Below are 18,943 nucleotides of genomic sequence, written 5' to 3' on the forward strand. Positions count from 1 at the left end.
CCGGTGGGCCCGTCCCCGGTGAGTTACCCATGTGCGTGCGAAATCAGTTGTCGCGTCTGCCTCGTCATGCACGGCGATTCCCCGTTACTCCGCGGCCAGCCGGGCGGCGCGATCGGCCTCGACCAGTGCGTCCAGCAGGGCATCCAGATCCCCGTCAAGCACCGAATCCAGGTTGTGGGCCTTGAAGCCGATGCGGTGGTCGGCGATCCGGTTTTCCGGGAAGTTGTAGGTGCGGATGCGCTCGGAGCGATCCACTGTGCGGATCTGCGAGGCCCGTCCGGCGGCGGCGTCCTGCTCGGCCTGCTCCTCGGCCAGGGCCTGCAGGCGCGCGGCGAGCACCTGCTTGGCGCGAATCTTGTTCTGCAGCTGGGACCGCTCGTTCTGACAGGTCACCACCAGGCCGGTGGGCAGGTGGGTCAGGCGCACGGCCGAGTCGGTGGTATTGACGCCCTGGCCGCCCTTGCCCGAGGAGCGATAGACGTCGACGCGCAGATCCTTGTCGTCGATCTCGACCTCGGCCACCTCGTCCGGCTCCGGATAGACCAGCACGCCCGCGGCGGAGGTGTGGATGCGGCCCTGCGATTCGGTGACCGGTACGCGCTGCACCCGGTGCACGCCGCCCTCCCACTTCAGGCGCGACCACACGCCGTCGCGGGTGGGCTCCTTGCTGCGGATGGAGAACGTGGCCTCCTTGTAGCCGTCCAGGTCGGAGTAGGTGACCCCGAGGACCTCAACCTTCCAGCCGTGCCGCTCGGCATAGCGGACGTACATGCGGGCCAGATCGGAGGCGAACAGCGCCGACTCCTCGCCGCCCTCGCCGGATTTCACCTCGAGCACGATGTCGTCGCCGTCGTGCGGGTCGCGCGGGGCGAGCAGGTCGGTCAGGGCCTTCTCGAGCTCCTCGACCTGCTCCTCGAGCCCCGGCACCTCGGCGGCGAAGGACGCGTCGTCGGCGGCCAGCTCGCGCGCGGCGGCCAGGTCGTCCCGCGCGGCGTTCAGCTTGGTGTAGGTGGACATGATCGGAGCGAGCTCGGCGAACCGCTTACCGACGCGCCGCGCCGCGCCCGGGCTGTTGTGCAGCGCCGGATCGGACAGCTGCAGTTCCAGCCCGGCGTGCTCGGCCAGGATGTCGTCGATCGCGTTCGGGGCCGTCTTGTCGGCCATCGCGGGTGCTCCTTCGGGTCTGATCCATCTGTCCGGCGCGGCTGGAGAACGCACCGACGCCCGCCCTGCGCACGGGCAGGACGGGCGTCGGGTAAGCAGCTACTTGGCGTCGGCGTTCTTCGTGCGCTTGCCGTAGCGCGCCTCGAAGCGGGCGACGCGGCCGCCGGTGTCCAGAATCTTCTGCTTGCCCGTGTAGAACGGGTGGCACTGGGAGCAGACCTCAACAGTGATGTGGCCCGACTCCTTGGTGCTGCGAGTCTGGAACGTGTTGCCACAACCGCAGACGACGGTCGTGTCCACGTAGGTGGGGTGGATTCCTGCCTTCATGGGTGTCCTTTCAATGGTCGCCGGGTCGCCCGCTGTAGCCATGGACGTGAACCGGAACCGACTAGGCATTGTTGCCAACGGAGAAGTATAACCGCCGCTCCTCCCCCGTTTGTTCCCCCCTCCCGGACGCCGGACCGCCCGGCCCGACCACCGGCGTTCGCGGGGGGAAATCGTCGTCCGGACAACGGGTCGGTTTCTCCCCCGGGCGGCCCCCAAGTAATTACGGGCACGCATATTCGCAGCTCTCGAGCCACTCTGAAGACAAGTAGTTCGCTACTCAAGAATGCGAACACCTATGTTCATAGAGTTTCGCAGTGTGAGAGCAGGCCGTTACAGGAGGGACAGCCAGTGAATCTCCACACCGCTCGGGGAGCTCGGGGATCACGATCACCGGGATCGGCACGGCCGCGGCGCTTGCGGCGGTTGATCCGCGCCCTGCCGGGGGGTTGGCGCGCGGAATACCTGGCCGCGAGCGCAGTCGTGCTGATGCTCGGCCTGGCCGCGATCGGCTGGTGGGCCGCGCCGGGAGACCGGACCACCCCTGCGCCCACACCGGGTTCCGGCGACGAGCCGTACCAGTTCACGGTCACGGCCGTCCCGACCGGCGGCCTCACCGCGGCCGCCGCGCTGATTCTGGCGGTCCTGATCCTGGGCGCGGCCCTCATCGGGGTGCTGTTCTACTCCCCCGCCTCCCCGCGACTTCAGCGTGCCGTTGCCAGCCACGAGACTTGCTCATCGGGCCGACGGTTGACGGCCCACTCGAGGTGGGCCCGTCCCCGGCAAGTTACCCATGTTCGTACGAAATCAGTTGTCGCTGTTACGCAGCAAGGGGAATGCCCGCCTCCTGGGCTGGCATCCCCTCGCAGCGCTATCAGTCGTCCATGGCGCCCGGTGCGGTCTTGGCGACCTGCAGCAGGAACTCCATGTTGTTCTTGGACTTCTTCAGCCGGTCGATCAGCAGATCGATGGCCTGCTGCGAGTCCAGACCGGAGAGCACGCGCCGCAGCTTGTGAATGACCGCGGCCTCGTCGGGCGCCAGCAGCAGCTCGTCGTGGCGGGTGCTGGACGGGTTGACGTCCACCGCCGGGAACACGCGCCGCTCGGCGATCTTGCGGTCCAGCTTGAGCTCGGCGTTACCGGTGCCCTTGAACTCCTCGAAGATCACCGTGTCACCGGTCGAACCGGTCTCCACCATGGCGGTGGCGATGATCGTCAGCGAGCCGCCGTTCTCGATGTTGCGCGCCGCGCCGAGGAACCGCTTGGGCGGGTACAGCGCGGTCGAGTCGACACCACCGGACAGGATGCGGCCCGAGGCCGGCGAGGAGTTGTTGTACGCGCGGCCCAGGCGGGTGATCGAGTCCAGCAGCACCACGACGTCCTGGCCCATCTCCACCAGGCGCTTGGCGCGCTCGATGGCGAGCTCGGCGACCGAAGTGTGATCGCCCGGCGGCCGGTCGAACGTCGAGGCGATCACCTCGCCGCGCACCGAGCGCTGCATGTCGGTGACCTCTTCGGGACGCTCGTCGACCAGCACCACCATCAGGTAGCACTCGGGGTTGTTGGTCGCGATCGCGTTCGCGATGTCCTGCATGATCGTGGTCTTACCGGCCTTGGGCGGGGACACGATCAGGGCGCGCTGGCCCTTGCCGATCGGCATGATCAGATCGATCACGCGGGTGGTCAGCTTGTTGGGCGTGGTCTCGAGCCGCAGCCGCTGGTTCGGGTACAGCGGGGTCAGCTTGTTGAACTCCGGACGACGGCGGGCCGAATCGAGATCGGTGCCGTTGACGGTGTCCAGGCGCACCAGCGGATCGAACTTCTGGCGCTGGTTGCCCTGCTCGCCCTCGCGGGGCGCACGCACCGCACCGGTGATCGCGTCACCGCGGCGCAGGCCGTTCTTGCGGACCAGGTTCATCGAGACGTACACGTCGTTCTGGCCGGCCAGGTAGCCGGAGGTCCGCACGAACGCGTAGTTGTCCAGCACGTCGAGGATTCCGGCGACCGGCTGCAGGACGTCGTCCTCGCGGATCTCGACCTCGCGGCCCTCGCCACCGGCGGCGCCGCCCTCGCGGTCCCGGCCCCGGCGACGCTCGCGGAAGCGACGGCCTCGGCGGCCGCGGCCGTCCTCTTCGTCACCGTCGTTGCTGCGGGGCGCGCCGTTGCGGTTGCCCTGGTTCTGGCCACCGTTCTGGTTCCGCTCGCCCTGCTGGTTCCGCTCGCCCTGCTGGCTGCGCTCGCCCTGCTGGCCTCGGTCGCGCCGGCGCTCGCCGGACTCCTGCTCAGGGCGCGCCTCGGCGCCATTGGTCTCGGTCTTCGCTTCCGCGGTTTCGGTAGCGGCCGAACGCGCCTCGCGCCCCCGGCGCTGGCGGCCACCACGGCCACGACCCGACTCCCGCCCGGCGTCCTCGGCCGAATCAGCCGGGCGCGCAGGCGAATCCGTCTTGGCCGCGCCCGACTCGGACTTCCCGGCGGACTTCTCGGCAGCCGGCTTGTCCGCGACGATGCTGTCGAGGGTCTGCTGCTCGGCGCGGGCGGACTTGGACCGCGACGACGGGGCCCGCACGGCCTCGGCCGCGGGCGCCTCCTGCGCCGGCTTGGCCTCGGCCGCGACAGCGTCGGTGCGACCCTTCGTCGGCTTGCCGGAACTGGACTGATTCTCCTTGATAGCGGCGATGAGATCGCCCTTACGCATCCCGGATGTGCCTCGGATACCGAGTTCCCCGGCAAGCGCGCGCAACTGCGGCAACAACATTCCTGTCAGCCCCGATCGTGCGACGTCGGTGTGTTCGCTCATCTTCGAAATCTGTCCGGAGTCACTTTCGCGGTCGTCCGAGGTACGTCCATTGGTTTCCACCCCGGGTGTCGCGAGCAGGTCCGTATCTGTCACGGAGATCCTTTCCTTCCCTCGATTGCCGTGTGCTTATTCGAGGGTTTCTTCCCGAAGCCCGATCATCGTGCCGAGCTCGGATGCCGTATCGCCTGCCCCGCCGGACCAGCGGCTAGTGCCACCAGGTCTGCGCCACCGGTTCACAAAGGTGGGATTGATCATTCCAGTGTCGACCCCAATATCCGAGACCCGCGTCGCGAGCCTGAGCAAGGAGCCTGCTGGAGCGATTGCCCAAATGAAGCACCGGCGTCTGATGCGCACGATGTACGGACTCGCCCAGGATAGCTCCCTGCGGGAATGCCTGCAAGGCAGGCACGCGGTCAATCGGTCCGCACACCCTCGGAAATGGCCGGCTCGAGTACCCGCAACCCCTCCGCAATCGCGAGTTCGCGCAGTTCGGCAGGGAATTCGCCGGTGGTCAACGCCAGCACCGTCGGCCCCGCGCCCGACACCGTGGCGGCGATCCCGGCCGCGCGCAACCGAGCGATCCAGGCGGTTGTCAGGGGCAGCGCACCGGCCCGGTACCCCTGGTGCAGCCGGTCCGCCGTGGCGGGTATCAGCAGGTCGGGGCGCTGCGTCAGCGCCACCACCGCGAGCGCGGCGCGACTGGCGTTGAACGCCGCGTCGCCGTGCGGGACGGTCTCGGGGAGCAGTCCGCGGGTGTGCGCGGTCGCCGAGCGCTCCTCGGGAACCAGCACGTGCGCCCGCAGCAGCGGATGCGGGCTCAGCCGCACCGCGAAATAGGCTCGCCCGGGCCGCTCGCCGTCGGCCACCTGATCGTTTTCGGTCCAGGACACCACAATTCCGCCCAGCACACTGGCCGCGGCATTATCGGGATGTCCCTCGAACTCCGATGCCAGCTGGACCAATTCGGCCTCGCTGCCCGCGAGTTCCGGATCGAACTTCGCCGCCAGTGCCCGCCCGGCGGCCAGCCCGCCGACCACCGCCGAGGCCGAGGATCCCAGCCCCCGCGAATGCGGAATCACATTGCGGCACACCACATCCAGGCCGTCGGCCCACACACCCGCCGATTCCAGCCCCCTTTGGATCGCGCGTACCACGAGATGTGAAGAGTCCCAAGGCACCTCATCGGCACCCTCGCCTTCCACCCGAATCGTAAGCCCCGAATCGGTGGTTCGCACGGCAATCTCGTCGTACAGGCCCAGCGCGATGCCCAGGGAATCGAATCCGGGCCCCAGGTTGGCGCTGGACGCGGGCACCCGCGCCGTCACGCACAATCCGGCGGGCAGGGTTGCGGTCACCTGCCCGGCTCGGCTCGATGCTGTGAAATGACTCACCTCAGGCTAGTTCCAGCTCGTGGGCGACCGCGACCGGGTCGACCGCGATCGCCTGCACCTCGGGCATACCCAAGAGCGCGGTGTCCGGATCCTTGAGGCCGTTGCCGGTCACGGTGCAGACCACGGTCAGCCCGTCATCGAGCCAGCCCTCCTTGCGCGCGGCCAGCAGCCCGGCCACGCTGGCGGCCGAGGCGGGCTCGACGAAGACGCCCTCGGTGCTCGCGACGAGGCGGTACGCCTCGAGGATCTCCGCGTCGGTGGCCGCGCGGAAGGCGCCACCGGACTCCTCCTTCGCCGCGACCGCACTGTTCCACGACGCGGGCGCGCCGATCCGGATGGCGGTGGCGATCGTCTCGGGGTTCTTCACCGGCGCCCCGTTGACCAGCGGCGCGGCCCCGGCAGCCTGCACACCGAGCATGCGCGGGCGGGCGGTGGTGAGGCCGTCGGCGTGATACTCGCTGTAGCCCTTCCAGTACGCGGTGATGTTGCCCGCGTTACCGACCGGCAGCGCGTGCACGTCGGGGGCGCGGCCGAGGGCATCGCAGATCTCGAAGGCCGCGGTCTTCTGGCCCTCGATGCGGGCCGGGTTGACCGAGTTCACCAGGCCGACCTGCGGGAATTCCGCGGTCACCTTGCGGGCGAGCTCGAGGCAGTCGTCGAAGTTGCCGTCCACCTGGATGATCTTGGCGCCGAGCATGACGGCCTGGGCCAGCTTGCCCATCGCGATCTTGCCCTGCGGGATCAGCACCGCGCAGTGCATGCCTGCGCGGGTGGCGTACGCCGCGGCCGACGCCGAGGTGTTGCCGGTGGAGGCGCACAGCACGGCCTTCTGACCGCGGGCCTTGGCATCGGTCATCGCCACGGTCATGCCGCGATCCTTGAAGGATCCGGTCGGGTTCAGGCCCTCGACCTTGAGATATACCTCACAGCCGGTGAGCTGCGAGAGATGATGCGCCGGCACCAGCGGGGTGCCGCCCTCGAACAGCGTGACCGTCTCCCAGTCCGCGCCGACCGCGAGACGATCGCGGTAGGCCTCGATCAGGCCCGGCCAGGGGGTGTGTACCGCGGCGGGAAGGGGCACTCCTGCCTTGTTCATTCCTCGGTGCCTTCCAATCTCAAGACGCTGGTCACGGATGTGACGGATTCCAGCTCGGCCAGTGCGGCCACCGTATCGGCCAGCGCCGACTCGGACGCGTGGTGGGTCACCACGACCAGTCGGGCGCCCGCGTCGGAGCCCTCCTGGCGGACCGTCGAGATGCTGACCCCATGCTGGGCGAACTCGCCGGCGACGGCCTGTAAAACCCCGGTACGGTCGGCGACCTGCAGGTTCACGTGGTAGCGGGTGGGCGTGTCGCCGATCGGCGCGATCGGCAGCTCAGCATAGACCGATTCGCCCGGCGCGCGGCCACCGAAGAACTTGTTGCGGGCGGCCATCACCAGATCGCCCATCACCGCGGAGGCGGTCGGCGCGCCACCGGCACCCTGGCCGTAGAACATCAGCCGGCCCGCGTTCTCGGCCTCCACGACGACGGCGTTGAACGCGCCGGTGACCGCGGACAGCGGATGCTTGCGCGGGATCAGCGCGGGATACACGCGCACCGAGATGCGGTCCTTGCCGCCCTCGTCCGCGCTGGGCTGGCCGGGCACGCGCTCGCAGATCGCCAGCAGCTTGACCGTGCAACCGACGGCCGCGGCGGTCTCCAGGTCCTCGGCGGTGATCTTGGAGATGCCCTCGCGGTAGACGTCGGCGGCGGTCACCCGGGTGTGGAAGGCCAGCGAGGCCAGGATCGCGGCCTTGGCGGCGGCGTCGTAGCCCTCGACGTCGGCGGTCGGGTCGGCCTCGGCATAGCCCAGCCGCTGCGCGTCGGCGAGCATCTGCCCGTAGTCGGCGCCGGTCTCGTCCATCGCCGAGAGGATGAAATTGGTTGTGCCGTTGACGATTCCCACGACGCGGTTGACCCGGTCACCGGACAGCGACTGGATCAGCGGGCGCACCACCGGGATCGCGCCGGCCACGGCGGCCTCGAAATACAGGTCGGCGCGCGAGTGCTCGGCGGCCGCGGCCAGCTCGCCGGTGTAATCGGCCAGCAGCGCCTTGTTCGCGGTGACCACGGATTTGCCGGCGTTCAGCGCGGCACCGATCAGCTCGCGGGCCGGATCGATGCCGCCCATCACCTCCACGACCAGGTCCACGTCGTCGCGGGTGACCAGGGCGCGCGCGTCGGTGGTCAGCAGCTCGGCCGGGATGCCGCGGTCGACGTCGAGGCGGCGCACCGCGACTCCCCGCAGCACCAGCGGGGCGCCCACGCGCTGACGCAGGTCCTCGGCGTTGTCGAGGATGATGCGTACCACCTCGGCGCCGACATTGCCCATGCCCAGGACCGCGACTCCGATCGGATGATCGGATCCGAATGCGCCATTCATGACTGCACCTCCAAGCTCAACAGATCGTTCACCGTCTCGCGGCGCAGGATCAGGCGGGCCTCGCCCGCGCGCACGGCGACCACCGCCGGGCGGGTCAACAGGTTGTACCGGCTCGACATCGAGTAGCAGTACGCGCCCGTCGCGGCCACCGCGATCAGATCGCCCGGGCCGACATCCTCGGGCATCCACGCGTCTCGAATGACGATATCGCCGCTCTCGCAATGCTTTCCGACCACGCGAGCTACCACCGCGGATGCGGCGGACGTGCGCGAGACCAGGCGACAGTCGTAGTCGGCCTGATACAGCGCGGGGCGAATGTTGTCGCTCATCCCGCCGTCGACACTGATGTAGCGGCGCTGGGCGCCGGCGTCGAGGGCGACGTCCTTGATGGTGCCGACTTCGTAGAGCGTGACGGTGCCCGGGCCGGCGATGGCGCGGCCCGGCTCGACCGCGATCTGCGGGGCGGGCAGCCCGATCAGGGCGGCCTCCTCGGCGACCAGATCGCACACCTTGCGCGCGAAGTCGTCCAGGGGCGGCGGGTCGTCGCTCGGCAGATACGAAATGCCCAGTCCGCCACCGAGATCCAGGGTGTGAATCTGCTCGGTGCGCGCCACGCCGAACTTGGCGATCGCATCGCTGAGCAGGCGCAGCATGCGCCGGGCGGAGATCTTGAAGCCGTCGATGTCGAAGATCTGCGAACCGATGTGGCTGTGCAGGCCGACCAGGCGCAGATTCTGCGCCTCGAACACCCGCGCCAGGGCCTCCATGGCGTCGCCGCCGGCGATCGAGAACCCGAACTTCTGATCCTCGTGCGCGGTCGAAATGTATTCGTGGGTATGGGCTTCCACGCCGACCGTGACACGGACCAGCACGTCCTGCACCACCCCGGCGCGACCGGCCACGGCCTCCAGCCGATCGATCTCGATCAGCGAATCCACCACGATGTGGCCGACCCCGGCCCGCACGGCGGCGTCGAGTTCGGTGACGGATTTGTTGTTGCCGTGCAGGGCGATTCGCTCGGCGGGGAAATCAGCGTGCAGCGCGACGGCCAGCTCGCCGCCGGAACACACATCCAGGGACAGACCCTCGTCGCGGACCCAGCGCGCGACCTCGCCGCACAGAAATGCCTTGGAGGCGTAGTGGACTCGGGTATTGGCGCCGAACGCGCGCACCATGTCCCGGCAGCGGGAACGGAAGTCGTCCTCGTCGACCACGAACAGCGGGGTGCCGAACCGCTCGGCGAGCTCGGTCACGGGCACGCCGGCCAGCCGCACCACGCCGTCGTCGCCGCGGGAGGCGTTGCGGGGCCATACATTCGCGGGCAGCTCGGTCATCCGTGCCGGATCACCGGGCCGCTCCGGCAGATTCGGGGCATGCGGAATCTCGGCGTGCCGTGGTCCCGCCGGGTGCGCGCTCATACCTCCGCCTCGCTAGCGCTCGGCTCCGGCATGACCGCGCCGACGGCTGCGCCCATGGTTCGCTCGCTGCGCTCCCTCACAAAAATCGTTCCTTCCATAGCGGATTCACATGCGCTCCGGTGCGCTGACGCCGAGCAGGGCCAGCCCGTTGCGCAGCACCTGACGGGTGGCCTTCACCAGCTCCAGGCGGGCTGCGTGGCGGGGGGTGACCGGCTCGTCGCCCTTCGGGAGCACGCGCATGTCGTCGTCGGACTGGAAGGGGTGGTAGACACCGGCCAGTTCCTCGAGGTAACGCACCACCCGATGCGGCTCGCGCGCCTGGGCGGCCGTGGCGACCACTCGCGGATACTCGCCGAGCGTACGCATCAGCTCACCCTCGCGGTCCGCGGTCATCGCGGCGAAATCCGGTGCCACCGAGGCGAAATCGAATTCGCTCGAATTCTCGATGATGCGGCAGGTGCGGGCGTGCGCGTACTGCACGTAGTAGATCGGGTTGACGCTCTCCTGCTTGGTCCACAGATCCAGATCGATATCGATGCTGCTGTTGACCGACGACCGCACCAGCGAATACCGCGCGGCATCCACCCCGATCGCCTCGACCAGGTCGTCGAGCGTGACGACCGTGCCCGCGCGCTTGGACATCCGCACGGCCACACCGTCTTTCACCAGATTCACCATCTGGCCGATGAGCACCTCGACGGTGTCCGGATCGTCGCCGAACGCGGCCGCGGCGGCCTTCAGGCGGCCGATATATCCGTGGTGGTCCGCGCCGAGCATGTAGATACACAGGTCGAAGCCCCGCGCGCGCTTGTTGTGGAAGTAGGCGATGTCACCGGCGATATAGGCGGAATTGCCGTCGCTCTTGATGACGACGCGGTCCTTGTCGTCGCCGTATTCGGTGGACGCGATCCACCACGCGCCCTCCTTCTCGTACAGCTTGCCCGAGGCCTTCAGCTCGGCGACGGCCCGCTCGACCTCGCCCGAGGCGAACAGCGAGCTCTCGTTGAAGTAGACGTCGAAGTCGGTGCCGAACTCGTGCAGCGTCTGCTTGATCTGCGCGAACATCAGCTCGACGCCCTCGCGGCGGAACAGCTCGTGCCGCTCGTCCTGCGGCAGGTCGGCCGCGCCCGGGTTGGCCGCGACGATCGTGCCGGCGATTTCGCCGATGTAGGCGCCCGCGTAGCCGTCGTCCGGGGTGGGCTGCCCGGTCGCGGCCGCGACCAGGGAGTTGGCGAAGCGGTCGATCTGCGCGCCGTGGTCGTTGAAGTAGTACTCGCGGGTGACCGCGGCGCCCTGCGCGGCCAGGATGCGGCCGAGCGCGTCGCCGACCGCCGCCCACCGGGTGCCGCCGAGATGGATCGGGCCCGTCGGGTTCGCGGAGACGAACTCCAGGTTGATCTTCGTGCCGGCCAGTGCCGCGGCGGTGCCGTACTTCTCCCCGGCCGCCAGGACCGTCTCGATGATGGCGCTCTGCGCGGCCGCGGCCAGCCGGATGTTCAGGAAGCCCGGGCCCGCGACCTCGGCGGACTCGACGCCGTCGGCGGCCGAGAGCGCCTCGGCGAGCAGCCCGGCCAGCTCGCGGGGATTCATGCCCGCCTTCTTCGCCACCTGCATCGCCACATTCGTGGCGTAATCGCCGTGTTCCGGATTGCGGGGTCGCTCCACAGTGACCTCGTCGGGCAGGACGGAGGGGTCCGATCCACGTTCGACGAGCACCTTCGCCGCGGTGGCACGAAGGAGATCTGCAAGGTCAGCTGGAGTCACGAGTAACCATCCTATGGTTACACCCATGAGCCACCGCCAGTGGGTTTAGGCTGGCCCGCCCGCGCCGAACGCGCCCTTTTGGCGCTGCGCCCTCGATGCGATACGCTTTCCCAGCCCGATCGGACGAAGGACGAGCGGGTCCAATCCCCGCCCTCGTAGCTCAGGGGATAGAGCGTCTGCCTCCGGAGCAGAAGGCCGTAGGTTCGAATCCTACCGAGGGCACAAATACTTCGAGCCCCGATCAGCATCGGCTGATCGGGGCTCTTCGTTTTCCGCTACCGCGGCAATCGCCTATTCAGTTGTGCCCGCGAGGATTTCGCGATCCGCCGAGATCCGTGCGGACCGGTCGAGTTGCGCCGCCACCTCGCGCTCACTCCGCGAGAAGTTTGCGGAGGCCGGCGATCACGTAACTCGTGTTCTCGTCGAGCACCCAGTGGTCGGCGTGGGGGACGACGTCGGTGGTCACGTTCGTGGCGACGCGGGCGAGCATGGCGCCGACGGTGGGGCCCATGCTGTCCTGGCCGCCCAGGCCCAATACCGGAATCGTCAGCTTGCCCTGCTGGGCGAACAGGGCGTCCTCGGCCTTGTCGCCGGCGTCCTTCTCGCGGTAGTACTCCAGGCCGGCGTGGGTGCGGCCGGCCCGGCTGAAGGCGGCGATGTAGCCGTCGGTCTCGGCCTTGTCGAGCGGACCGTCCTTCGCCTCGTACAGCCCGCCGTAGAAGTCGGCTTCCTTGCCGGCGATCAACCGTCGGTGGAACGCGGAGAAACGCATCGGTGGATCCTTCTCGAGGCGGCCACCGCGGGCACCACGGTCCCCAGCCTCCGGCGCCGATACCGGAACAAGGCCGAACTGGTAGCCGCGGTGATCGACTCACTACGAGTCGAGGAACCGCCCGAGGTCACCGCTTTTCCCCGCGCCGACGCCCTGGCGATCCTGGAGAACTTCCTGCTCAACCTGCGGGCCATCCCCGCGATGGCCATCCTGGGCTCACTGCTCGCCGAGGAGGAACGCCACCCGGAACTGCTCGGCCTGTTCAAGACGCGCCTCGTCGAGCCGCGACGGGCGCTGCTGCGCCGGGCACTGGCCGAGGGCGGATTCCCCGAGTCCACCGACCTCGACGCGCTCACCAGCATGCTCATCGGGTCCTTCTACGGCCGTTACGTCACCGTCGACGGCATCCCGGACGGTTGGCCCGATCGCGTACTCAGCACCGTCTGGCCACCCGACGCTTGACCGCCCGGGCTGCCGAGGCGGCGCCGAATTCCCCTCGACCGCACGACAAGTCGCCGAACCGGCCCTTCACCGCGCCGTGTGGTCGGGAACGACCTTGCCCGGGTTGAGGATTCCGAAGGGGTCGAGGGATTGCTTGATCGCGTGGTGCATGGACATCACGACGGGGTCCAGTTCCTTGGCCAGGCCGTCCATCTTCAGCAGGCCCACGCCGTGTTCGCCGGTGACGGTGCCGCCGAATTCCAGTGCGGCGTCGATGATGTCGGCAAAGGCGGCGCGGGCTCGGTCGCGGGCGGACAGATCGTCGTGGGAGGTGATCAGCAGGGGATGCAGGTTGCCGTCACCGGCGTGGGCGACATTCGCGATGACGGTGTCGTGGCGGGCGGCGATCTCCTCGATGCGGGCGAGCATGCCGGGAACCGCCCGGATCGGGACGCAGATGTCCTCGGTGAGAACGGGTCCCAGCCGTTCGACGGCCGGATAGGCCAGGCGCCGGGCGGCGAACAGCGCCTCGGATTCGGTCTCGTCGGTGGAGATCGCGCTCCAGGTGGCGCCGGCGGACTCGAAGCACCGGCGCATCGTCTCCGCCTCCGCCTCGCCGGCCGCACCGGCGGTGTCGATCCGGCCCAGCAGCACCGCGTCGGCGTCCACCGAGAGCCCGAGCTTCTTCCATTCGTCCACCGCCCGCAAGCAGTGCCTATCGATCAGTTCCAGCGCCGAGGGAACCACCCCGGACCCGACGACAGCCTCCACGGCCCGCCCGGCGCTGACGATCGAGTCGAAATACCCCGCCACCGTGCGCTCGGCAGGACGGGCGGGCCGCAGCCGCACCGTGATCTCGGTGATGATGCCCAGGGTGCCCTCCGAGCCGACCAGCAGCCCGGCCAGGTCGTAGCCCGCCACCCCCTTGGCGGTGCGACGGCCCAGCCGCGCCAATTCGCCCGTGCCGGTGACGATCTGCATGCCGAGCACGTAGTCGCGGGTGACGCCGTACTTCACGCAGCACAGCCCGCCGGCATTGGTCGCGACGTTGCCGCCGATGGTCGACCAGGGCGCGCTCGCCGGATCCGGCGGATACCACAGCCCGCACTCGGCACAGGCGCGGCGCAGGTCGTCGTTGACCACGCCGGGTTGCACCACCGCGACGCGTTCGAGCGGGTCGATCTCGAGGATCGCGTTCATCTGCTCGAGCGTCAGCACCACGCTCCCGCGCCTCGCATTGGCCCCGCCCGAGAGCCCGGTGCCCGCGCCGCGCGCGACGACCGGGATGCGGTGCTCGGCGCAGGCGCGCACCATGGTGCGAACCTCCTCGGCGGTGCGGGGCCGCAGCACGGCCAGCGGCGTCTCGCAGGGCGCCCATTCGGCCTCGTCGTGCAGGTAGGTCGCCATCACGTCCGGGTCCGTGACGACCCGGCCCGCGGGCAGAGCGGCGGCCAGTTCCTCGAGCGGAGTCGACATCTCACCTCACACATTCGTGGTCGTATCGCAGCCGGAGCCCGAAACACTCGACCCTACGGCCGATCCAGGACCGCGATGACTTCGCGCGGCGTGCCCGAGCTCCGGGAACCGGCCGGGCTACGCGCCCGGGGGCGAGGTCAGGTAGCGCTGCAGCGTCGGGCCGATCTCCGCGGCGATCTGTGCGGGCGTCAGCGCGACGACCGGGGGGAGCTGTAATACGTAGCGGCACAGGGCAAGACCCAGTATCTGACTGGCGATGAGCCCGGCGCGCCGGGGGGCGTCGGCGGGATCGCCGACGCGCAGCACCATCGGCATCAGCTGCTCACCGAACACCCGCCGCCGAAGGTGCTCGACCATGGCGTCGTCGGTCATGGACGATCGCAGGATCGTCAGCAGAATCTCGTTGCCCGGGCTGACCTCCCACAGCTCGAGGAAGCGGCGCACGAGCACCTCCCCCAGCGAATCCTGGGCCACCCCACCGAGATCCGGCAGTTCGAGATCGATATCGAGTGCGGCGCCGAACAACCCCTCCTTGTTGCCGTAGTACCGCATCACCATCGACGGGTCGATCTCGGCGTCGGCGGCGATTGCCCGGATCGTGGCCTTGCGGTAGCCGTCCTGCGCGAAGCGGCGCCGGGCAGCGTCGAGGATGGCGGCGCGGGTGGCGTCGGAGCGGCGCGACGCGGTCTCGGCGGTCATGCCAACGACTGTATGCCAACATTTGTTGACATGCCAGTGCGAGCTATCCGGCAGCGATCCGGGGGTACCGCCGGAGTGTCTCGTTCAGCGAGACCACGACCCGAAACCGCGTCCCGGCGACACCGCCGCGGCTACCGTCATGGTGCATACCGATGCCGAAAGGTTGCTCGCGATGAAACTGATGTACGCGCTGTGGGGGCCGGAGCTGGGCAAGGCGCTGAGCTCGCCGGAATTGCACGCGCGCCTGCGCGCGAGCGGGGCGACCGAGCTTCAGGTGAATATCGCCGATGCGGAGGTGGCGGCCGCGCAGCTACGCCACGCCACCTACGACGCACCGGTCGACGCGATCGTCAGCGTGTGGGGCGAGTTCGACACCGCGACCGTCACCGATGCCCTGTCCGCCGTTGCGGCGAACGTGAACGGCTGGATCGTGGACGAGCGGGTGCCGCTCACCCCGCCGTACACCGCCAGCGGCGTGCGCTGCGATGCGCTGGCCAATGTCGCGCTGCTGCGGATTCCGGCGGACCTGCCCCGCGAGGAGTGGCAGCGGCACTGGCACGGCACGCACACCATGGTCGCGATCGAGACCCAGGCGACGTTCGGATACGTGCAGAACACCGTCGTCGATGCGATCACCCCGGGTCCCCGGGTCGACGCGCTCGTCGAGGAGCTGTTCCCGATGGCCGCGATGACCGATCCGCACGCGTTCTGGGGCAGCGCCGGGGACGATGCCGAGCTGCAGCGCCGGATGAGCCGAATGATGGACAGCGTCAACACCTTCGGCGCCAATCGCGACCTGGACCTCATCCCCACCAGCCGATACCGCTACGACCTGCCCTGACCGCCGTTGCGGTGGCCGTTTCGCGGTCGCGCGCCGTACCGTAGTGTGCGTTGTGACCGTGGCAGCAGTCCGGGACGAGGGCGCCGGGCCGACGAAATGGGACCGCCGAAGTGACGTGTTGCGGACCGAGCCGGCGTCGCATGCTCGCCGCACTCGCCGCCATCCCGATCGTTGCCGCCGCGGGTCCGGCTCGCGCGCAGGAGAATTCGATGATCGCGACCGATCTCGAAGTGGTCACCGTCACCCCGACGTCGGTGATCCTGACCTGGACCACGCTCGCGCCCGGCCCGGGTGGGAACCCGGTGCCGGCGGGCACGCAGGTCCGCCTGGCTCCGGCGGATGCCCGCGGCCCGGCGCGGATCCGGCACGACGATTCCGATCGCACGCCGTACCACTACGCCGAGATCATCGGGCTCGAGCCCGGTCGCGCCTACCGTTTCGAGGCCTGGTCGGACGGCGTGCGCGCGACGCCGGGCTCGACCGTGGTCACCCATCTGCCCGGAAGCCCCGAATGCACCGGGCAGTTCACGACACTCGCACTCCCCCCGGGCCGCCTGCTGCGCATCCTCGCGCTGTCCAACGATCTGCACATCGGCGAGGAGACCGCCGGGCTGATCCACGCGGCGGAGCCGCCCGGCGTGCGGCAGGAGCTTGGATTGCCGCCGTATCCGGAGGTGATGCTCACCGCGCTGCTGGGCGATCTGCGCCTGCCCGACCGTGGTGCCGATCATCTGCTCGTCGCGGGCGACCTGACCGCCGAGGCGACACCGGCCCAGACCGGTTCCGTGCGTGCGCATCTGGATTCGTGGGGCGTGCGCGAGCGGGACTGGTTCGCCGTGCGTGGCAACCACGACCGCCCGCACGTCGGCCCGGAGTACGCGGGCTGCCCCGCCGTGGCCGATGCCGACCATCACGACTGCTGGGGCGAATCCTTCGGTCCGCGAGGGCAACTCACCGAACACCGGCTCGGCGGCCTACGGGTGCTGGGCCTGGACACCACCCTGCTCGACGCCGCCGGCGGCGCCATCGACCCGGCCCAATTCGCCCACCTGCGTACGCTGCTGCGGGCCGACCCGGACCGCCCGACCCTGATCTTCGGCCACCATCCGGTGACGCACGACGCGGCCGTATCCAATATCAACGGACTGGATTTCGTGTTGAACCGGACGGATTCGCTGGCGCTGCAGTCGCTCTATCGGTCCGCGCCGGGAGTATTCCTGCACCATGCCGGACACACCCATCGCAATCGCCGTAGCGGCACGGACATCCCGCTGAATGTCGAGTTCCTGGAAGTCGGCGCGGTGAAGGAATATCCCGGCGGCTACACCCTGGTGCGCATCTACGAGGGCGGCTACACGGTCAACTTCTACAAGACCCGAACCCCCGACGCCCGCCGCTGGAGCCACCGCAGCCGCGCCGAATACCTGGGCCTGTGGCCGGATTACACGCTCGGCACCACGGCCGACCGCAATCACACTGTCCTGCGCGATCTTTCGGGCCTGACCTGACCGACCCCGCCGGAGCGGAGCGGAGGCAGAGGATGCAGAGCGGATGGCGGGAATCGAACCCGCGTGCACGGTTTTGCAGACCGCCCCCTAACCACTCAGGCACACCCGCATCGCAGTTCATGGTGCCGCGGCAGAGTCCCAATGCCCACATTTTCGGTCACCATGATCGGAAAGTTCGGGAGCGGAGCAAATAGACTCGTCGCATGGCTACCCCCCGCCCGCTGCCGCTGGACCCGATCGAGGAGGCGCATCGCCAGTGGACCGCCCACGGCTGGGGCGAGGTGGCCGACGGGATGGCGGCGGTCACGTCGCTGGTGCGGGCCCAGCAGATCGTCATGGCGCGGGTGGACGAGGCGCTGCGGCCCTCGGGGCTGACCTTCTCCCGCTACGAACTGCTCGCGCTGCTGAGCTTCAGCAAGTCCGGCGCCCTGCCGATGGCCATGGCCAGTGCGCGCCTGCAGGTGCACCCGACCAGCGTCACCAACACCGTCGACCGGCTCGAGGCCGCCGGACTGGTCAAGCGAGTACCGCACCCCAGTGATCGGCGGGCAACGCTGATCGAGATCACCGACGCGGGCCGCGAGCTGGTCACCCAGGCGACGCGCGAGCTCAACGAGTCGGTTTTCGCGCGCCCCGGCCTACCGCCGGAGCGCCTGCACCTGCTGTTGCAACTGCTGTCGGAATTCCGCCGAACCGCCGGTGACTTCGATACCGGCGGCACGCCGACACGCTGGGCTTAGCCCGGCGGGCCCGCCCGGAACGCCATAACCATTCAGCATCCGGCCAGCGACATCAGGCCCATTGCCTTCACATCCGGCCCCAAAAGGTTCACCATGGAGGCCATGGTGCTGGTCCTGGGGGTGTCGGCGGGCGCTGGGGGCGCCCGCGCGATGCTCACGCATTCGGATCAGCCGCATCTTCCGCCGATCGACCGCTGCACGGTGCCGCGCCGGGCCGGGGGCGGGGTCGAGGAGGCGGTGTTCGCGGCGATCAATCTGATGCGTCAGGCCGCGGCGCGCCGCGACGAGTTCATCACCGGCATCGCGGTCACCTGCCGCACCTCCCTGCACGAGGACGCCATCCGCACCATGGCCGGGCGCAGCCGCCTCACGATCGTCGACGAACCCCTCGCGCAGCTGCGCTACCTCCGTTTCAGCGGGCAGCTCCCGGACGAGGGCGCGGTGCTGCTCTACGACCTGGGCGCCGCGGGGCTCACCGTCACCGAGGCCGACTGCCGCACCGACGCCATTCTGGCCGTCAAGCGCAGCCGGGTGCTGGGCGGCGACGGGCACGACGCCCTGCTGCGCTGGCATTTGGCGCATGCCGCCGTGAATGTCGACAAGCCGACCAGCCGCGCCTACAAGGAGGCGCTGACGATCACGCCGGTGCTCACCGCGAGCGATCCGCACAGCGGCCGGCGAATGGTGGTGACGCGCAGCGATTTCGAGGATCTGACCGAGGCGGGCATCCACCATTCGGTGTCGTACGTGCGGCAGATGATCGACGAGACGGGTGTCCCGCCGCTGGCGATGGCGCTGCTGGGCGGCTGTTCCCGCAATCCCCGCATTCGCGAGTCGGTGGCGCAGCTATTGAATCTGCCGATCATCTACGATCCGGAGCCCGAATTCGTCTCGGCGCGCGGTGCGGTGCTGATGGCCACCCAGCTGCCCTCGGCCCGCCGGGTGCGGGGCGTGCGCCTGCCGCCACTGCCGACCGTGCCGCCCAAGCGCACCGCGCCGGTGTCCAAGCGCAAACTGGTTGCGGCGCTGGCCGTTACGGCGACGCTCGGCGCGACGGTGGCCGGATTGCTGAGCACGAACCGGGATTCGACGCGGCCCGACACGCACGGTCCCAGCCCCGCGCCGACCCCGGTGGAGGTCGCGGGCACGCCCGCGAATCCGATGCCCTCCAAGTAGATTCGCGC

16 protein-coding genes and 2 tRNA genes are annotated in these 18,943 nt (G+C 69.3%); 6 read left to right on the forward strand and 12 right to left on the reverse strand.

Annotation, left to right across the window (positions count from 1 at the left end):
* Positions 1 to 84: 84 nt before the first annotated feature.
* The 8 genes from prfA to argS form a co-directional block, all read right to left on the reverse strand.
* The gene (prfA, locus tag ABH933_RS16525) at positions 85 to 1,164 is read right to left on the reverse strand and encodes a peptide chain release factor 1 (RefSeq protein ID WP_429427480.1); all 1,080 of its coding nucleotides are present in this window, start codon (positions 1,162 to 1,164) and stop codon (positions 85 to 87) included.
* A 99-nt stretch (positions 1,165 to 1,263) separates the two neighbouring features.
* Entirely contained in the window at positions 1,264 to 1,491 is a 228-nt protein-coding gene (gene rpmE / locus ABH933_RS16530) for a 50S ribosomal protein L31 (protein WP_429427478.1), read from the reverse strand.
* Positions 1,492 to 2,362: 871 nt separating this feature from the next.
* The gene (gene rho / locus ABH933_RS16535; RefSeq protein ID WP_429427476.1) at positions 2,363 to 4,378 is read right to left on the reverse strand and encodes a transcription termination factor Rho; all 2,016 of its coding nucleotides are present in this window, start codon (positions 4,376 to 4,378) and stop codon (positions 2,363 to 2,365) included.
* Positions 4,379 to 4,698: 320 nt separating this feature from the next.
* Complete coding sequence (gene thrB, locus ABH933_RS16540) at positions 4,699 to 5,640, reverse strand: homoserine kinase (protein ID WP_429427523.1); 942 nt, start codon at positions 5,638 to 5,640, stop codon at positions 4,699 to 4,701.
* A gap of 37 nt (positions 5,641 to 5,677) precedes the next feature.
* On the reverse strand, positions 5,678 to 6,772 hold the full coding sequence (gene thrC, locus ABH933_RS16545; RefSeq protein WP_429427474.1) for a threonine synthase: 1,095 nt from the start codon (positions 6,770 to 6,772) through the stop codon (positions 5,678 to 5,680).
* Entirely contained in the window at positions 6,769 to 8,100 is a 1,332-nt protein-coding gene (locus ABH933_RS16550; RefSeq protein ID WP_429427472.1) for a homoserine dehydrogenase, read from the reverse strand. The genes thrC and ABH933_RS16550 overlap by 4 nt, the downstream gene beginning before the upstream one ends.
* Positions 8,097 to 9,518 (reverse strand): diaminopimelate decarboxylase, encoded by a 1,422-nt coding sequence (gene lysA, locus ABH933_RS16555; protein WP_429455045.1) that lies wholly within the window; start codon positions 9,516 to 9,518, stop codon positions 8,097 to 8,099. Before lysA ends, ABH933_RS16550 begins: the two co-directional genes overlap by 4 nt.
* 105 nt (positions 9,519 to 9,623) lie before the next feature.
* The gene (gene argS / locus ABH933_RS16560; protein WP_429427468.1) at positions 9,624 to 11,282 is read right to left on the reverse strand and encodes an arginine--tRNA ligase; all 1,659 of its coding nucleotides are present in this window, start codon (positions 11,280 to 11,282) and stop codon (positions 9,624 to 9,626) included.
* A gap of 149 nt (positions 11,283 to 11,431) precedes the next feature.
* Here argS and ABH933_RS16565 point away from each other — a divergent pair.
* Positions 11,432 to 11,504 (forward strand) — tRNA-Arg (locus ABH933_RS16565).
* A 148-nt stretch (positions 11,505 to 11,652) separates the two neighbouring features.
* On the opposite strand, the gene ABH933_RS16570 is transcribed toward ABH933_RS16565, so the two are convergent.
* Positions 11,653 to 12,054: an alpha/beta fold hydrolase gene (locus tag ABH933_RS16570; protein ID WP_429427466.1), complete on the reverse strand. Its 402-nt coding sequence runs from the start codon at positions 12,052 to 12,054 to the stop codon at positions 11,653 to 11,655.
* Between ABH933_RS16570 and ABH933_RS16575 the strand changes: the two genes are divergently transcribed.
* The gene (locus ABH933_RS16575; RefSeq protein WP_429427464.1) at positions 12,034 to 12,516 is read left to right on the forward strand and encodes a TetR/AcrR family transcriptional regulator; all 483 of its coding nucleotides are present in this window, start codon (positions 12,034 to 12,036) and stop codon (positions 12,514 to 12,516) included. The genes ABH933_RS16570 and ABH933_RS16575 overlap by 21 nt on opposite strands.
* Before the next feature lie 66 nt (positions 12,517 to 12,582).
* On the opposite strand, the gene ABH933_RS16580 is transcribed toward ABH933_RS16575, so the two are convergent.
* Complete coding sequence (locus ABH933_RS16580; protein ID WP_429427462.1) at positions 12,583 to 13,971, reverse strand: FAD-binding oxidoreductase; 1,389 nt, start codon at positions 13,969 to 13,971, stop codon at positions 12,583 to 12,585.
* 117 nt (positions 13,972 to 14,088) lie between these two features.
* Positions 14,089 to 14,670 carry a TetR family transcriptional regulator gene (locus tag ABH933_RS16585; RefSeq protein ID WP_429427460.1) on the reverse strand — a complete coding sequence of 194 codons (582 nt, stop codon included), beginning with the start codon at positions 14,668 to 14,670 and terminating at the stop codon, positions 14,089 to 14,091.
* Positions 14,671 to 14,842: 172 nt separating this feature from the next.
* On the opposite strand from ABH933_RS16585, the gene ABH933_RS16590 reads away from it, so the two are divergent.
* Positions 14,843 to 15,511 carry a hypothetical protein gene (locus ABH933_RS16590; protein WP_429427458.1) on the forward strand — a complete coding sequence of 223 codons (669 nt, stop codon included), beginning with the start codon at positions 14,843 to 14,845 and terminating at the stop codon, positions 15,509 to 15,511.
* A 140-nt stretch (positions 15,512 to 15,651) separates the two neighbouring features.
* Positions 15,652 to 17,019 (forward strand): metallophosphoesterase, encoded by a 1,368-nt coding sequence (locus tag ABH933_RS16595; RefSeq protein WP_429427456.1) that lies wholly within the window; start codon positions 15,652 to 15,654, stop codon positions 17,017 to 17,019.
* A 38-nt stretch (positions 17,020 to 17,057) separates the two neighbouring features.
* Here the strand turns inward: ABH933_RS16595 and ABH933_RS16600 are convergent.
* Positions 17,058 to 17,128, reverse strand: a tRNA-Cys gene (locus ABH933_RS16600).
* A gap of 94 nt (positions 17,129 to 17,222) precedes the next feature.
* Between ABH933_RS16600 and ABH933_RS16605 the strand changes: the two genes are divergently transcribed.
* A complete protein-coding gene (locus ABH933_RS16605; RefSeq protein ID WP_429427454.1) occupies positions 17,223 to 17,759 on the forward strand; it encodes a MarR family winged helix-turn-helix transcriptional regulator in 537 nt (178 codons plus the stop codon).
* 93 nt (positions 17,760 to 17,852) lie between these two features.
* Positions 17,853 to 18,935: an Hsp70 family protein gene (locus tag ABH933_RS16610; protein WP_429427452.1), complete on the forward strand. Its 1,083-nt coding sequence runs from the start codon at positions 17,853 to 17,855 to the stop codon at positions 18,933 to 18,935.
* Positions 18,936 to 18,943 lie beyond the last annotated feature (8 nt).

The organism is Nocardia sp. GP40 (genome assembly GCF_050434125.1).
GTDB lineage: Bacteria > Actinomycetota > Actinomycetes > Mycobacteriales > Mycobacteriaceae > Nocardia > Nocardia albiluteola.